This window comes from Streptomyces sp. NPDC051218 (genome assembly GCF_044455475.1).
In the GTDB taxonomy this organism is placed as follows: Bacteria; Actinomycetota; Actinomycetes; order Streptomycetales; family Streptomycetaceae; genus Streptomyces.
Window position 1 is genome coordinate 152307 of the sequence record NZ_JBITEU010000009.1, and the last position, 15587, is coordinate 167893.

11 protein-coding genes are annotated in these 15587 nt (G+C 66.8%); 5 read left to right on the forward strand and 6 right to left on the reverse strand.

What is annotated here, in order from left to right; all coding sequences use genetic code 11:
* Nucleotides 1-41: 41 nt before the first annotated feature.
* Nucleotides 42-3941: a DNA-directed RNA polymerase subunit beta' gene (locus tag ACIBCK_RS26455; protein ID WP_361837202.1), complete on the forward strand. Its 3900-nt coding sequence runs from the start codon at nt 42-44 to the stop codon at nt 3939-3941.
* 91 nt (nt 3942-4032) lie between these two features.
* Here ACIBCK_RS26455 and ACIBCK_RS26460 read toward each other — a convergent pair whose 3' ends face one another.
* The 6 genes from ACIBCK_RS26460 to ACIBCK_RS26485 all read right to left on the reverse strand — a co-directional run bounded on the left by ACIBCK_RS26460 (nt 4033) and on the right by ACIBCK_RS26485 (nt 10500).
* The gene (locus tag ACIBCK_RS26460; RefSeq protein WP_399394178.1) at nt 4033-4971 is read right to left on the reverse strand and encodes a M48 family metalloprotease; all 939 of its coding nucleotides are present in this window, start codon (nt 4969-4971) and stop codon (nt 4033-4035) included.
* Nucleotides 4972-5200: 229 nt separating this feature from the next.
* A complete protein-coding gene (locus tag ACIBCK_RS26465) occupies nt 5201-5698 on the reverse strand; it encodes a Pycsar system effector family protein (RefSeq protein ID WP_399394180.1) in 498 nt (165 codons plus the stop codon).
* Nucleotides 5695-6744, reverse strand: coding sequence for a hypothetical protein (locus ACIBCK_RS26470; protein ID WP_399394182.1), 1050 nt, complete (start codon nt 6742-6744; stop codon nt 5695-5697). The genes ACIBCK_RS26465 and ACIBCK_RS26470 overlap by 4 nt, the downstream gene beginning before the upstream one ends.
* Nucleotides 6745-6762: 18 nt before the next feature.
* Nucleotides 6763-8916 (reverse strand): hypothetical protein, encoded by a 2154-nt coding sequence (locus ACIBCK_RS26475; RefSeq protein ID WP_399394183.1) that lies wholly within the window; start codon nt 8914-8916, stop codon nt 6763-6765.
* Complete coding sequence (locus ACIBCK_RS26480) at nt 8913-9650, reverse strand: hypothetical protein (RefSeq protein WP_399394185.1); 738 nt, start codon at nt 9648-9650, stop codon at nt 8913-8915. Before ACIBCK_RS26480 ends, ACIBCK_RS26475 begins: the two co-directional genes overlap by 4 nt.
* Nucleotides 9651-9774: 124 nt before the next feature.
* Nucleotides 9775-10500 (reverse strand): Crp/Fnr family transcriptional regulator, encoded by a 726-nt coding sequence (locus ACIBCK_RS26485; protein WP_399394187.1) that lies wholly within the window; start codon nt 10498-10500, stop codon nt 9775-9777.
* A 386-nt stretch (nt 10501-10886) separates the two neighbouring features.
* On the opposite strand from ACIBCK_RS26485, the gene rpsL reads away from it, so the two are divergent.
* From rpsL to tuf, 4 genes are all read left to right on the forward strand, one after another.
* Nucleotides 10887-11258: a 30S ribosomal protein S12 gene (rpsL, locus tag ACIBCK_RS26490; protein ID WP_003948652.1), complete on the forward strand. Its 372-nt coding sequence runs from the start codon at nt 10887-10889 to the stop codon at nt 11256-11258.
* A gap of 2 nt (nt 11259-11260) precedes the next feature.
* Nucleotides 11261-11731 carry a 30S ribosomal protein S7 gene (gene rpsG, locus ACIBCK_RS26495; RefSeq protein ID WP_003974303.1) on the forward strand — a complete coding sequence of 157 codons (471 nt, stop codon included), beginning with the start codon at nt 11261-11263 and terminating at the stop codon, nt 11729-11731.
* A 39-nt stretch (nt 11732-11770) separates the two neighbouring features.
* Nucleotides 11771-13897: an elongation factor G gene (gene fusA, locus ACIBCK_RS26500; protein ID WP_399394189.1), complete on the forward strand. Its 2127-nt coding sequence runs from the start codon at nt 11771-11773 to the stop codon at nt 13895-13897.
* A gap of 152 nt (nt 13898-14049) precedes the next feature.
* A complete protein-coding gene (gene tuf / locus ACIBCK_RS26505) occupies nt 14050-15243 on the forward strand; it encodes an elongation factor Tu (protein WP_160506655.1) in 1194 nt (397 codons plus the stop codon).
* Nucleotides 15244-15587 lie beyond the last annotated feature (344 nt).

Below are 15587 nucleotides of genomic sequence, written 5' to 3' on the forward strand. Positions count from 1 at the left end.
CATGATTGAGACTCGACCCCGAAAGAGGGATTGACGACAAAGTGCTCGACGTCAACTTCTTCGACGAGCTGCGGATCGGCCTTGCCACCGCGGACGACATCCGACAGTGGTCCCACGGCGAGGTCAAGAAGCCGGAGACCATCAACTACCGCACGCTCAAGCCCGAAAAGGACGGACTCTTCTGCGAGAAGATCTTCGGTCCGACCCGGGACTGGGAGTGCTACTGCGGTAAGTACAAGCGTGTCCGCTTCAAGGGCATCATCTGCGAGCGCTGCGGCGTCGAGGTCACTCGCGCCAAGGTGCGTCGTGAGCGGATGGGCCACATTGAGCTGGCCGCCCCTGTCACGCACATCTGGTACTTCAAGGGCGTCCCGTCGCGCCTCGGCTACCTGCTTGATCTCGCCCCGAAGGACCTCGAAAAGGTCATCTACTTCGCGGCGTACATGATCACGTTCGTGGACGAGGAGCGCCGCACGCGTGACCTGCCCTCCCTGGAGGCGCACGTCTCCGTGGAGCGTCAGCAGGTCGAGAACCGTCGCGACTCCGACCTGGAGGCCCGCGCCAAGAAGCTCGAGACCGACCTGGCCGAGCTCGAGGCCGAGGGCGCCAAGGCCGACGTACGCCGCAAGGTGCGCGAAGGTGCCGAGCGCGAGATGAAGCAGCTGCGTGACCGTGCGCAGCGCGAGATCGACCGTCTCGACGAGGTCTGGAACCGCTTCAAGAACCTCAAGGTCCAGGACCTGGAGGGTGACGAGCTGCTCTACCGCGAGCTGCGTGACCGCTTCGGCACGTACTTCGACGGTTCGATGGGTGCCGCTGCACTGCAGAAGCGCCTTGAGTCGTTCGACCTGGATGAGGAAGCCGAGCGGCTTCGCGAGATCATCCGTACCGGCAAGGGCCAGAAGAAGACCCGTGCGCTCAAGCGCCTCAAGGTCGTCTCCGCGTTCCTGCAGACCAGCAACAGCCCCAAGGGCATGGTGCTCGACTGCGTGCCGGTCATCCCGCCGGACCTGCGTCCGATGGTGCAGCTGGACGGTGGCCGCTTCGCGACCTCCGACCTGAACGACCTGTACCGCCGTGTCATCAACCGCAACAACCGCCTGAAGCGGCTTCTCGACCTCGGTGCTCCCGAGATCATCGTGAACAACGAGAAGCGCATGCTCCAGGAGGCCGTGGACGCCCTCTTCGACAACGGTCGTCGTGGTCGCCCGGTCACCGGTCCCGGTAACCGCCCGCTGAAGTCCCTGAGCGACATGCTCAAGGGCAAGCAGGGTCGTTTCCGTCAGAACCTTCTCGGTAAGCGTGTGGACTACTCCGCGCGTTCCGTGATCGTCGTCGGCCCGCAGCTGAAGCTGCACCAGTGTGGTCTGCCCAAGGCCATGGCGCTGGAGCTCTTCAAGCCGTTCGTGATGAAGCGTCTGGTTGACCTCAACCACGCGCAGAACATCAAGAGCGCCAAGCGCATGGTCGAGCGCGGCCGCACGGTCGTGTACGACGTCCTGGAAGAGGTCATCGCCGAGCACCCGGTTCTCCTGAACCGTGCGCCGACGCTGCACCGCCTCGGCATCCAGGCCTTCGAGCCGCAGCTGGTCGAGGGCAAGGCCATTCAGATCCACCCGCTCGTCTGCACCGCGTTCAACGCGGACTTCGACGGTGACCAGATGGCCGTCCACCTGCCGCTCTCCGCGGAGGCGCAGGCCGAGGCCCGCATCCTGATGCTGTCCTCGAACAACATCCTGAAGCCGGCTGACGGCCGTCCCGTCACCATGCCGACCCAGGACATGGTTCTCGGTCTCTTCTTCCTCACGACGGACGAGGAAGAGCGCAAGGTCATCGGTGAGGGCCGCTCGTTCGGTTCCTCCGCCGAGGCGACCATGGCGTTCGACGCCAAGGAGCTCTCGCTCCAGGCGAAGGTCGACATCCGCTTCCCGGTGGGCACCATCCCGCCGCGCGGCTGGACCCCGCCGGCCGTCGAAGAGGGCGAGCAGGAGTACCAGCAGGGCGACAGCTTCCGGCTGCGTACGACCCTGGGCCGCGCGCTCTTCAACGAGCTGCTGCCCGAGGACTACCCGTTCGTCGACTACTCGGTGGGCAAGAAGCAGCTCTCCGAGATCGTCAACGACCTGGCCGAGCGCTACCCCAAGGTCATCGTGGCGGCGACGCTCGACAACCTGAAGGCGGCGGGCTTCTTCTGGGCGACCCGTTCCGGTGTCACCGTGGCCATCTCCGACGTCGTGGTCCCCGAGGCCAAGAAGGCGATCGTCGCGGGCTACGAGGCGCAGGACGAGAAGGTCCAGAAGCAGTACGAGCGCGGTCTGATCACCAAGGACGAGCGCACGCAGGAGCTCATCGCGATCTGGACCAAGGCGACCAACGAGGTTGCCGAGGCGATGAACGCGAACTTCCCCAAGACGAACCCCATCTTCATGATGGTTGACTCGGGTGCCCGAGGAAACATGATGCAGATGCGTCAGATCGCCGGTATGCGTGGTCTGGTGTCGAACGCGAAGAACGAGACGATCCCGCGCCCGATTAAGGCATCGTTCCGTGAGGGCCTCTCGGTCCTCGAGTACTTCATCTCCACGCACGGTGCTCGTAAGGGTCTTGCGGACACGGCTCTCCGTACCGCCGACTCCGGTTACCTCACCCGTCGTCTGGTCGACGTCTCGCAGGACGTCATCATTCGCGAGGAGGACTGTGGCACCGAGCGCGGTCTGAAGCTCAAGATCGCGGTCAAGGGCGAGGACGGTGTGCTCCGCAAGACGGAGAACGTCGAGACCTCGGTGTACGCCCGCATGCTGGCCGAGGACGTCGTCATCGACGGCAAGGTCATCGCGCCGGCCAACGTCGACCTCGGTGACGTCCTCATCGACGCCCTGGTCGCCAACGGCGTCGAGGAGGTCAAGACCCGTTCGGTCCTGACCTGTGAGTCCGCGGTCGGCACCTGTGCCTTCTGCTACGGCCGTTCGCTCGCCACCGGCAAGCTGGTCGACATCGGTGAGGCGGTCGGCATCATCGCCGCCCAGTCCATCGGTGAGCCCGGCACGCAGCTGACGATGCGTACGTTCCACACCGGTGGTGTGGCCGGTGACGACATCACCCAGGGTCTGCCCCGTGTCGTCGAGCTCTTCGAGGCTCGTACGCCCAAGGGTGTCGCCCCGATCTCGGAGGCGGCAGGCCGCATCCGTATCGAGGAGACCGAGAAGACCAAGAAGATCGTCGTCACGCCGGACGACGGCAGCGACGAGACTCCCTTCCCGATCTCGAAGCGCGCCAAGGTCCTCGTGCGTGAGGGTGACCACGTCGAGGTGGGCCAGAAGCTCACCTTCGGTGCCACCAACCCGCACGACGTGCTGCGGATCCTCGGTCAGCGCGCGGTCCAGGTCCACCTGGTCGGCGAAGTCCAGAAGGTCTACAACAGCCAGGGCGTGTCGATCCACGACAAGCACATCGAGATCATCATCCGGCAGATGCTGCGCCGCGTGACGATCATCGAGTCCGGCGACGCGGAGCTGCTGCCGGGCGAGCTCGTCGAGCGCTCGAAGTTCGAGACCGAGAACCGTCGTGTGGTCACGGAAGGCGGCCACCCGGCCTCCGGCCGTCCGCAGCTGATGGGTATCACCAAGGCCTCGCTGGCGACGGAGTCGTGGCTGTCCGCGGCCTCCTTCCAGGAGACGACCAGGGTCCTGACGGACGCGGCGATCAACGCCAAGTCCGACTCCCTGATCGGCCTCAAGGAGAACGTCATCATCGGTAAGCTCATCCCGGCCGGTACGGGTCTCTCCCGCTACCGCAACATCCGGGTCGAGCCGACCGAAGAGGCCAAGGCCGCGATGTACTCGGCCGTCGGCTACGACGACATCGACTACTCGCCCTTCGGGACGGGTTCGGGTCAGGCTGTGCCGCTGGAGGACTACGACTACGGGCCTTACAACCAGTAGGCGTTGCTTTCTAGCTCGCAAGCTAGCTAGTCGCTTGAGTTGATGGGCGGTCATCCCGTTTCGTACGGGGTGGCCGCCCTTCGGCGTTCTTTCAGTGCCCGGGCTGTTGGAGCTGCCGCTGGAGCCGCTGCAGACGGGTGTGGTGATCTGGCTTCGACGAGAGCAGGGACGGCGCCGGGAACAGACGGTCGTGGTGGTGGACCGGGTTGGGCGGCTTCGAGGCCTCCTCATCGGTGATGAAGCGCTGCAGGACCGCGACCAGCTGAGGGCCGAAGCCGCGCAGAGCCGCGGACCGGTCGGCGCGCAGCTCGGCACGCCTGCTCACGGCGGCGAGCAGCCATGGAGTGAGCGCCAGCAGAAGCAGCCAGGGGAAGAGATAGAGCAGCACCAGTCCGGCCACGCTCGCCAGCAGAATGAGTCGGCGGTTTGCCTCCTTGGCCTGCTGGTGCCGATGGGGAAGGGTGAGCCGGTGCAGGGCCCGCAGCATGCGCCAGAGAAGGCTTCCCGGCAGGGCATACCAGTTGCTCAGGAGTGCCGACCAGGAATGTCCCGCGACATGGTGGCTGAGCTCATGGGCGAGCACGGCCGCGAGCTGGCCCGGCGGGAGGCGTAGAGCCGCCGATGTGACGGTCACGATGTGCCCCGCTGCTGCCTCTGCGTTGAGTTCTTCGCTCTCGGCGATCCAGAGCTGGTACGTGGCCGGGTCCGCTCCGAAGCGGGCCGTGACGTCGAGCCAGGCCGATTCCAGTTGATCGGCCTCGATGAGGGACGGCGGTCGGTGGCCGAAGACATGGTGTGCCAGGAACGCCTCCGTCGGGCGATGGAAGATCAGCGCACCGCTGAGCAGCCACCCGGCGAGTGTCCCCCAGAGGGGAATGCCGGTCGCGCTCTCCAGCAGGTACGCCAGAAAGGCCACGACAAGCAGGCTGGCCACGGCGTGCGGCAGGTGGAGCGCCAGCGACCCGACAGCGAGGGTGTCGGCGCCCCTGCGGCGGGCCGCTATGTGGACCCGGCCGGCGTCGCGGACCACCTCTGGGGCCGGGCTATCTGCGGGGGAAGGTTCCCCCGCCCCTGGAAAATGGGATATGCATGGCGCCTCTGGTTCCGTGCCCGCTGATGGCTTCGGCAAGGCGTGGGGCGAGCGCGGTGCTGGTGTGGAGGTTGATTCGGGGTAGCGAGGTGACACCGCCGCATCGTGTGCGGGGTACTCCGGTTCGTGACGCTGGGACATGGTGTTCCTTCCTTCGGTACAGGCTTCCTCAGCCGAGCAGCAGGGCCGCGGGGAGCAGCAGGGTCGCCGCTGTGAGGGCCAGGAGCCCGGCGCGTACGCACAGGTGCTTGTGCGCGGCGATCCGGCTGGTCGCCGCAAGTGCGTTCACAAACAGAGGTGTTGGATCGCGGTCGGCTTCCGTCAGCGCCTGTGCCAGGGCGCCGGAGTCGGCGGCACGTCGGATGTCGCCGAAGTAGCCGAGTGGCATCCCGGGCTCCCAGTCGCTCTTGCGGTAGCGGGGCACGACGGCGAGGAGCATCGAGAGCAGGGAGGCCGCGAGTGAGCAGACTCCGCTCCACCAGACGACGGCCCATGGCAGGGCGAGCCGGGACGGGTCCCAGCCTCGGCTCATGACGAGGCCGCCGAGCAGCCCTACTGCCATAGCGATGGCGCCGACCACTACGGCCGCCTTGCTGTCGGCGCGACTGATCTCGGCCCGGACCTCGGTGAGCAGCCTGGCGCCGGACTGCGATTCCTCGGCTGTCATACGGGCTCGGCCCGGCCCTCGAAGTGCTGGGCGGACGGATCGGGTGGCTTGCGCAGTGGGTCTTCGGGCTGTGCGTCGGTGGAAGCGCTCACCGCCTGCGTGAACATGGACCTGAACAGCGCGAGCACCAGCTGCTGAGGCTCCTCCAACTGGTACTTCTCCAGGGTTTCCTCGGGCAGAACCCGGTCGATGAGCCCGAGCTGGCTCTCGATCATCCTCGCCTCGTCGGCGCGGAGATTCTCCACGATCAAGCCGGTGTCCTGTGTGTGCTCGGCCAGGTGGAGGAGGAGCGCGTCGAGTCCACCCTTGGCGAGGTGGTGGCGGTAGAACGCGATCTTCCGCGCCTTGAGATCTTGCTCCTGTTCCAGCCGCAGCAGTTCCACCTCGTGTTCGGACAGCACGGCGGCGACGTCGTACTGCGCCGCGCGCTCGCAGGGATCGCGACGCAGCTGGGCTGTCCCGCCGAGCCGCAGGCCTTGCCGCGCCGCGTGGTCGCCGGAGGCGTCGAGGACCTGCTGTACGGATTCCTCGGCGCGCGCACTCGAGGAAATGGGGAACTTGCGGGTGACGGGGCGCAGCAGGCGGTGCAGCATGCGGTACAGCAGGGCGGGGATGTCGCGTTCCTGGCTGATGACGAAGCGTTCCGGGTCGGTCACCTGCCAGGTGAGATCGAAGGTGGTGTCGAACTCGAAGCTGTCGACGTCACTGGGTAGACGGGTGCGCAGGTGCAGGGGGTGAACGCCGAGATCGACCTCGTACGCGGCGGTCTTGCCGCGGAGGCTCGTCGGGCGCCGCGGAGGCAGAAACGTCTCGTAGTGATCGCCGGGGCCGGCGATCACGAGAGCGCAGTCGGCACGCCCCAGATAGCGGCGGCCCGTGAATTCGTAGCGTGACAGTTCGCGCACCGCGAGGACGGGGTCGATCAGCTGCGTGGGTCGGCTCGGCAGGGCGTGTATGTCGTCGTTCCCGGCCGCCTCGGGTGAGCGCGGTCCCTCTCGGGGCGATTGGGGGGTCTGGGTTTCAGGATGATCCTTGTCCGTTGCCACGGCGGGTTCCTCTCCGGCTCATGACTGCGCCGCGACAGCCGCGCGCAGGCGATGCGTCACGTGCAGGGGCCTGCCACCGGCGTCGTGCGCCGTGCGCAGGAGGTGATCGATCCGCTGCCGGTCCGTCTCGGTGTCGGCGAGCGCGGCCAGCAGCGGCGTCAAGGCCTGCTCGGTGTAGGTGTCGCGCTCCGCCACACGGACCCATTCCTGCAAGGTCCCCCGGGCGCTGTCGGTGTGGGCACGATTGCGCAGCCCGGCACGCCAGAGGCCGGCGACGAGGTCGTCCTCGTTGCTGTCGGGGGAGGAACGGGCATCGGCGAACCATTTCAGGACGAGAGGGCGGTCCGTGCCCTCCTCGGACTCTTCGCAGGCGAGACCAAAGGCACGCAGTGCGTGGTCGTACAGGGCGTCGCCGTGCGGCGTTTGGTTGCCCTGGGCCAGCGAGGCGAGTCGCGGGAGCACCGGCTCATGGGCCGCGAGCAACAACAGCTGCGTGGCTTCGGCGAGTTGGTTCACCTCCTCCTCCTCGTCGTTCTCCAGGCGCACGGTGTCGAGCAGCGCGTCCAGCGCCTCCACCGGCTGCATCGGGCCGAGAAGTCCGTAGACGCGGATCGCGGTCCATCGGCGGCTGGGATGTTCTCCGATGCACCAGGAATGCAGGATGCGGGACACGCCCCGCACCTCGAGCAGGCTGGCCAGACTGAGCGTGTTGGCGGCGGTCAGCCAGCCGTTGTAGGACCTGCCGCCGGCCCAGGGCTCGACCAAGTGCGCCATGGCGGAGGGCAGATCGGCCTCGGCGAGCAGCGCAGTGGCCGCGGCGGCCCGGGTGCGGACCAGCGGGCGGCCGTCCTTCGCGAGCTGCTGGATCCAGCGGACGAGAGCGGGGCGTGCGGAGGGATGCACCGTCCAGACCTCGTGCAGGAGCACGCTCGGTGTCCGCGTGTCCTGGAACTCGGCCCTGTACTGGGAGACCGGGCCCCATTCGGTGACCTCGTCCTGCGTACTGCCGACGGCGTGGGCGAGTTCGAGGCGCGATGCCGTGGAGCTGCCGAAGATCGGGATCACGGGTGGCTCGTCGGGATTCGCCGTCCTTTGGAGTTCGACGAAGAGGCTGTCGCCGAGCTCCGCGGCGATCGCGTACGGGGCCTTGTCGAAGACGGCGAGGGCGATGAGGAACGCCTTGTCACGCAGCTCGTCACCGCGTTCCTTCTCCGGTGACGTGAGCCATCCGGAGACCCGGTCGGCCAGGGCCGACCGCGCGAAGTCGGCCAGTTTCCCCTCGTCGAGTTCGCCTCGGTGGTGGGCGGCGAGTTGCTCCGCGAACGTCTTGGTCTCGCCCGGCTGGTGAGTACGGCGGAGGAAGTCCTCGACGGACGCGAGCAGCCGCAGACGCTCCCATGCCTCGCTGCCGACCAGGGCCCTGACATGGGCACGGAGCACGTCCGCGACCGGTGGCGGTTCCCACAGGACGCAAGGGACCTCGCCAAGGAACGCCGACGTGTCGACAGTAATCACGAACCGGCCGCCGTGCCGCTGCAACTTCTCCCGCATGCCAAGGACATGGGGTTCCAGGAGCGGACGGCTGCGGCTGGTCGACAGGTCGTGCAGGAGGAAACCGGGAGAGTCCTCAAGGGCATCCGGCAGCGCTGTCGGAGCGGTGCCCGGGTCGAAAGACTGTATGGGTCGGGCACCGAGCCGATGCAGCAGCATGAGCGCCGCGGACCGGCGACCGGTGCCCCGGCTTCCCCTGAGGACGACGACATGGTCGTCCCGGAGTCGCTCAAGGGCCGCATCGAAGCTCGGGCAGCTCTGGAAGAAGGCCGCCACCTGTTCGATGTCCTCGGGACGGACCTGGCCGGACACCGAGCGGGATCGAGCACCAAAGCTCTGGGTGCCGAGATGGAAGTTGACGTCGCCCGCGACGTGGCCTCCGGTGACGCCGAGCTGGTCACGTGAGACCAGACTGCCGATGAAGTCCGGTGCGTGGTCGATCAGGTCGCGACGGGCGGCCCAAGCCGGCTGCCGTTCCTCCGGTTCCTGATCGTGCTCCTTGCCGGAGCCGCCTTCGGACGGGCTTTCGTCCGTCTTGGCGGTGTCCGGCTCCGGCTTCTCACCCTTCTCCGGCCGCTCGCCCTTCGGCGCCCTCTCCGGCTTGGCCTCTTCCTGGCTCACTTCCGGTCACCCCGCTCCGAGCCCCGCAGGTCGAAGTTGAGGTTGCCGTCGACCTGGCCGCCGGTGACTCCGTACTGCGAGCCCATGATCTGGGTGCCGGTGGGGGAGGGGGCGGTGTGGGAGGCGGCGGACGGCCGGGAGGCCCCCCGGTCGCCGCCCTGCTCGGGCGCCGCCACCCGGCGAAGCCAGGCGCTGGTCGGCCCTTCCTTGGTCGGTACGGCGACCTGGTGGAACTCCTCGGGGCGAACGCCGTGATGGCCGTGGCGTACGACGCCCTGGTAGACGGCGTCGGAGACACAAAGGACGCTGCTGTCGGCGCCGGTCCGCAGGGCCTCGCGCAGTGGCTCGGCGTCCAAAAGGCGGAAGGCATGGTTCAGGTCCCCGCCGATCCAGCCCTTCTCGTCCACGCCGACGTATCCGGCCGCCAGTACGACGCGCAGCCGCATCCGGGTGCTGCCCGCCATCAGCCGGTTTTTGGCGTGCAGCAGCATCGGGGTCTCGGTGAGCAGCACCTTCAGCAGCCTGGACACCGGAACATTCGCGTCGATGAGTTCGACGACGGAGTCACCTCGGTCGGCGCGGAGCCGAGCCGTTTCGCTGACATCGGCCGCGGTGAGGGTGTCGTCGGCGACGTCGTAGAGCATGCGCCGGAGGAAGGCCTGCTCGACATCGTCTCTGGTGCCGAACTGCTCGATGTCGAAGAGCAGGATCGTGCGGTGCAGGTGGTCGGTCATGTCTGCCTCTCGCCGGTTCGGGCTGTCGAACAGCACGATGGCGCGGCAGGGCGAGAGGGCGGAGGGATGATGACACGTACGAAGTGTGACCGTGTGCACAGAGCGACATGTCGTTACCGCTGGATCACTGGCTGCCGCTGCCGCCGACTCCGGCTATGCGGCGCAGGACGTCCGGCCGGACGACGATGACACGGCGGCGGCTCGTGACGACGACTTGGCGGTCGCGTAACTCCTTTAGGAGCCGGGCCACCGCCTCCCGCGAGGCCCCGACCGAGCCGGCGAACTCCTGCTGGCTGAGCGGGACGGTGAGTTCGATGCCCTGATCGGTGCGGATTCCGTGGGTGCGTACGAGGTCGAGGAGCAGCACGGCAAGGCGCTCGCGCACCGCCAGCGCCGCCCATTCGAGGCGGCGGCGGTCGGTGGAGCGCTGTCGGTCGGTGGCCAGGCCGAGGAGCTTGAGCGCCACCTGGGGGCTGCCGGTGAGGAATCGCGTGAAGCGCCCCTGCTCGATGGCGGTCGCTTCGACCTGTTCCAGGGCCGTCACCGTGGCCGAGCGGCCGCGTCCGCTGAGCGCGGCACCCTCGCCGATGATGTCGCCGGGGCCCCGCAGGGCGAGGAGCGCCTCGTAGCCATTGACCGCGGTCGCCGTGACCTTGGTCCAGCCCTGCAGGAGCAGCAGGATGTGGGTGGACGGCTCGTCCTGGCGCATGATGATGCCGCGTGCGGGATAGCGCAGGGGGCGGCCGATGGCGAGCAGCGCGGTGCGGTCGTCTCTCTCCAGGCGCGCGAGGAAGGGCACCCGGTCGTCCAGGCCGTCGTCGTCCCGCGCGTGCGTCTGCCCCACGGTCATGCCGCTGCCCCCGTGTTCACGTGCGCCGATGCCGCCGTTCTCGCAACCAGTCAACGTACTTGAGGTGGCCCCGCGGGGAACGGGCGACAATCGGCCCCCCTGGCCGAGACCGGTCACACCGGAGCCGAAAAGCCCGGCGTGTCGCCCCCCACCGCATTTGTTTTGACCGAACCCGATGAGGTAGGTACGCTCAGACCTTGTGCCTGGGGTGTGCCTGGGCTCGTGCGCGTGTCTTCAGCCGCTGCGCGGGTCCGTGAACGGCCACCGTAATCTGCGCCCGTTTCCGCCTTGCGGCGGGAGTCTGCAGGATTCGACACACCCGACCGCGTGGGTCGGCGACGTTCCAGGTTAGCTTTACCATTCGGCACACAGAAACCGGAGAAGTAGTGCCTACGATCCAGCAGCTGGTCCGGAAGGGCCGGCAGGACAAGGTCGAGAAGAACAAGACGCCCGCGCTCGAGGGATCGCCCCAGCGCCGCGGCGTCTGCACGCGTGTGTTCACGACCACCCCGAAGAAGCCGAACTCGGCCCTGCGTAAGGTCGCGCGTGTGCGTCTGACCAGCGGGATCGAAGTCACCGCTTACATTCCGGGTGAGGGACACAACCTGCAGGAGCACTCCATCGTGCTCGTGCGTGGTGGCCGTGTGAAGGACCTGCCGGGTGTTCGTTACAAGATCATCCGCGGCTCCCTTGACACCCAGGGCGTCAAGAACCGCAAGCAGGCCCGCAGCCGCTACGGCGCCAAGAAGGAGAAGTAAGAATGCCTCGTAAGGGCCCCGCCCCGAAGCGCCCGGTCATCATCGACCCGGTCTACGGTTCTCCTCTGGTGACCTCCCTCATCAACAAGGTGCTGCTGAACGGCAAGCGCTCCACCGCCGAGCGCATCGTGTACGGCGCCATGGAGGGCCTGCGCGAGAAGACCGGCAACGACCCGGTCATCACGCTCAAGCGCGCGCTCGAGAACATCAAGCCGACCCTCGAGGTCAAGTCCCGCCGCGTCGGCGGTGCGACCTACCAGGTTCCGATCGAGGTCAAGCCCGGTCGTGCCAACACGCTGGCCCTGCGCTGGCTGGTCGGTTACTCCCGCGCCCGTCGCGAGAAGACGATGACCGAGCGTCTCCTCAACGAGCTTCTCGACGCCTCCAACGGCCTTGGTGCCGCTGTGAAGAAGCGCGAGGACACCCACAAGATGGCCGAGTCCAACAAGGCCTTCGCGCACTACCGCTGGTAGTCGCTACCCACATCGAGACCGAGAGAAGACTGAGCCGATATGGCTACCACTTCACTTGACCTGGCCAAGGTGCGCAACATCGGCATCATGGCCCACATCGACGCGGGCAAGACGACGACCACCGAGCGGATCCTGTTCTACACCGGTGTGTCGTACAAGATCGGTGAGGTCCACGACGGCGCCGCGACCATGGACTGGATGGAGCAGGAGCAGGAGCGTGGCATCACGATCACCTCTGCTGCCACCACCTGTCACTGGCCGATGAACGACGTCGACCACACCATCAACATCATCGACACCCCGGGCCACGTCGACTTCACCGTCGAGGTGGAGCGTTCGCTCCGCGTGCTCGACGGTGCCGTGACGGTGTTCGACGGCGTCGCCGGTGTTGAGCCCCAGTCCGAGACCGTGTGGCGTCAGGCGGACCGCTACGGCGTCCCCCGCATCTGCTTCGTCAACAAGCTCGACCGCACGGGTGCCGAGTTCCACCGCTGCGTCGACATGATCGTCGACCGCCTCGGTGCGACCCCGATCGTCATGCAGCTGCCCATCGGTGCAGAGGCTGACTTCAAGGGCGTCGTCGACCTCGTCACCATGAAGGCCTTCGTCTGGTCCGCCGAGACCAAGATGGGCGAGGCCTACGACATCGTCGACATCCCCGACACGCACGTCGAGGCTGCCGATGAGTACCGCGGCAAGCTGCTCGAGGCCGTCGCCGAGAACGACGAGCAGATGATGGAGCTGTACCTCGAGGGCCAGGAGCCCACCGAGGAGCAGCTGTACGAGGCCATTCGCCGCGTCACCATCGCCTCCGGCAAGGGCGGCGACACCACCGTCACCCCCGTGTTCTGCGGCACCGCGTTCAAGAACAAGGGCGTCCAGCCCCTGCTCGACGCGGTCGTGCGTTACCTGCCTTCCCCCCTGGACGTCGAGGCCATCGAGGGCCACGACGTCAAGGACCCCGAGACGGTCGTCAAGCGCAAGCCTTCGGACGAGGAGCCCCTTTCGGCTCTCGCGTTCAAGATCGCGAGCGACCCGCACCTCGGCAAGCTCACCTTCGTCCGGATCTACTCCGGTCGCCTGGAGGCCGGCACCGCGGTGCTGAACTCCGTCAAGGGCAAGAAGGAGCGCATCGGCAAGATCTACCGCATGCACGCGAACAAGCGTGAGGAGATCGACTCGGTGGGCGCCGGCGACATCGTCGCCGTCATGGGCCTGAAGCAGACCACCACCGGTGAGACGCTGTGCGACGACAAGAAGCCGGTCATCCTGGAGTCCATGGACTTCCCGGCGCCGGTCATCCAGGTCGCCATCGAGCCCAAGTCCAAGGGTGACCAGGAGAAGCTGGGTGTAGCCATCCAGCGTCTCTCGGAGGAGGACCCCTCCTTCCAGGTCCACTCGGACGAGGAGACCGGCCAGACCATCATCGGTGGTATGGGCGAGCTTCACCTCGAGGTGCTCGTCGACCGCATGAAGCGCGAGTTCCGCGTCGAGGCGAACGTCGGCAAGCCCCAGGTCGCGTACCGCGAGACGATCCGTCAGGCCGTCGAGCGCGTGGACTACACCCACAAGAAGCAGACCGGTGGTACCGGTCAGTTCGCCAAGGTGCAGATCGCGATCGAGCCCATCGACAGCGGCGACGCTTCGTACGAGTTCGTGAACAAGGTCACCGGTGGCCGTATCCCGCGGGAGTACATCCCGTCGGTGGACGCCGGTGCGCAGGAGGCCATGCAGTTCGGCATCCTGGCGGGCTACGAGATGACTGGTGTTCGCATCACGCTTCTCGACGGCGCCTACCACGAGGTCGACTCCTCCGAGCTCGCCTTCAAGATCGCCGGTTCGCAGGCCTTCAAGGAGGCCGCGCGTAAGGCCAAGCCCGTGCTGCTCGAGCCGATGATGGCCGTTGAGGTCACCACGCCCGAGGACTACATGGGCGATGTCATCGGTGACATCAACTCCCGTCGTGGCCAGATCCAGGCCATGGAGGAGCGCAGCGGCGCTCGCGTCGTGAAGGGCCTCGTGCCCCTCTCGGAGATGTTCGGCTACGTCGGAGACCTCCGCAGCAAGACGTCGGGTCGCGCAAGCTACTCAATGCAGTTCGACTCCTACGCCGAGGTTCCGCGGAACGTCGCCGAGGAGATCATCGCGAAGGCCAAGGGCGAGTAACTCACCCGAGTTGACGCTTTAGGCTTGACTCCGGAGTCTCCGGGGCATTCCGACCCTCTTCGGGCCGGGTGCCCCGGGCCCCGGGTATCCCAGCAAAGATCACCTGGCGCCGATGAAGCAAGGCGTACAGAACCACTCCGCAGGAGGATTCAGTGGCGAAGGCAAAGTTCGAGCGGACTAAGCCGCACGTCAACATCGGCACCATCGGTCACATTGACCACGGTAAGACGACCCTCACGGCCGCCATTACCAAGGTGCTGCACGACGCTTACCCCGAGCTGAACGAGGCCTCGGCCTTCGACCAGATCGACAAGGCTCCCGAGGAGCGCCAGCGCGGTATCACGATCTCGATCGCGCACGTCGAGTACCAGACGGAGACGCGTCACTACGCGCACGTCGACTGCCCGGGTCACGCGGACTACATCAAGAACATGATCACGGGTGCCGCGCAGATGGACGGCGCCATCCTCGTGGTCGCCGCCACCGACGGCCCGATGCCGCAGACCAAGGAGCACGTGCTCCTGGCCCGCCAGGTCGGCGTTCCGTACATCGTCGTCGCCCTGAACAAGGCCGACATGGTGGACGACGAGGAGATCCTGGAGCTCGTCGAGCTCGAGGTCCGTGAGCTCCTCTCCGAGTACGAGTTCCCGGGCGACGACCTGCCGGTCGTCAAGGTCTCGGCGCTCAAGGCGCTCGAGGGCGACAAGGAGTGGGGTGAGTCCGTCCTCAACCTGATGAAGGCTGTCGACGAGTCCATCCCGGAGCCCGAGCGTGACGTCGACAAGCCGTTCCTGATGCCGATCGAGGACGTCTTCACGATCACCGGTCGTGGCACCGTCGTCACCGGTCGTATCGAGCGCGGCATCCTCAAGGTCAACGAGACCGTCGACATCATCGGCATCAAGACCGAGAAGACCACCACCACGGTCACCGGCATCGAGATGTTCCGCAAGCTGCTCGACGAGGGCCAGGCCGGTGAGAACGTCGGTCTGCTCCTCCGTGGCATCAAGCGCGAGGACGTCGAGCGCGGCCAGGTCATCATCAAGCCCGGTTCGGTCACGCCGCACACCGAGTTCGAGGCCCAGGCCTACATCCTGTCGAAGGACGAGGGTGGCCGTCACACCCCCTTCTTCAACAACTACCGCCCGCAGTTCTACTTCCGCACCACGGACGTGACCGGCGTCGTGACCCTCCCCGAGGGCACCGAGATGGTCATGCCGGGCGACAACACTGAGATGACCGTTGAGCTCATCCAGCCCGTCGCGATGGAAGAGGGCCTGAAGTTCGCCATCCGTGAGGGTGGCCGGACCGTCGGCGCCGGCCAGGTCACCAAGATCAACAAGTAAGCATTTCCGCTTACGCGTTGATCGGGGAGACCCGGTCGCTCTGAACTGAGCGCAGCGAAAAGCCCCGTCCACCTTCGGGTGGGCGGGGCTCTTTGCGTACGCGATGTCGGCCGTGCCAGCTTGACAGCTTGGCCCGATTGGCCTTCATCGTCCCACGTGTGGCACACTGTTCAGGTTGCTCGGTTGAGTGCCGATGCTGCGCGCCTCCCGCCGGGGGGACCGGAAGCGAGTCCCACAGTACTCGTCGCCCCATCTGCCGTAAGGCAGCGCTGGAGCGGACGTACGGGAATCTTCTGGGAAGTGCAGTGCGGAAGCTCGGCCAGGCGCCCGGTGGGTTTCTTCCC

Excerpts from the sequence above, each read along its gene's own strand:
- ACIBCK_RS26465 (WP_399394180.1), bottom strand. The coding sequence starts at position 5,698 with ATGACAGCCGAGGAATCGCAGTCCGGCGCCAGGCTGCTCACCGAGGTC.
- ACIBCK_RS26480 (WP_399394185.1), bottom strand. The coding sequence starts at position 9,650 with ATGACCGACCACCTGCACCGCACGATCCTGCTCTTCGACATCGAGCAG.
- ACIBCK_RS26485 (WP_399394187.1), bottom strand. The coding sequence starts at position 10,500 with ATGACCGTGGGGCAGACGCACGCGCGGGACGACGACGGCCTGGACGAC.
- rpsG (WP_003974303.1), top strand. The coding sequence starts at position 11,261 with ATGCCTCGTAAGGGCCCCGCCCCGAAGCGCCCGGTCATCATCGACCCG.
- fusA (WP_399394189.1), top strand. The coding sequence starts at position 11,771 with ATGGCTACCACTTCACTTGACCTGGCCAAGGTGCGCAACATCGGCATC.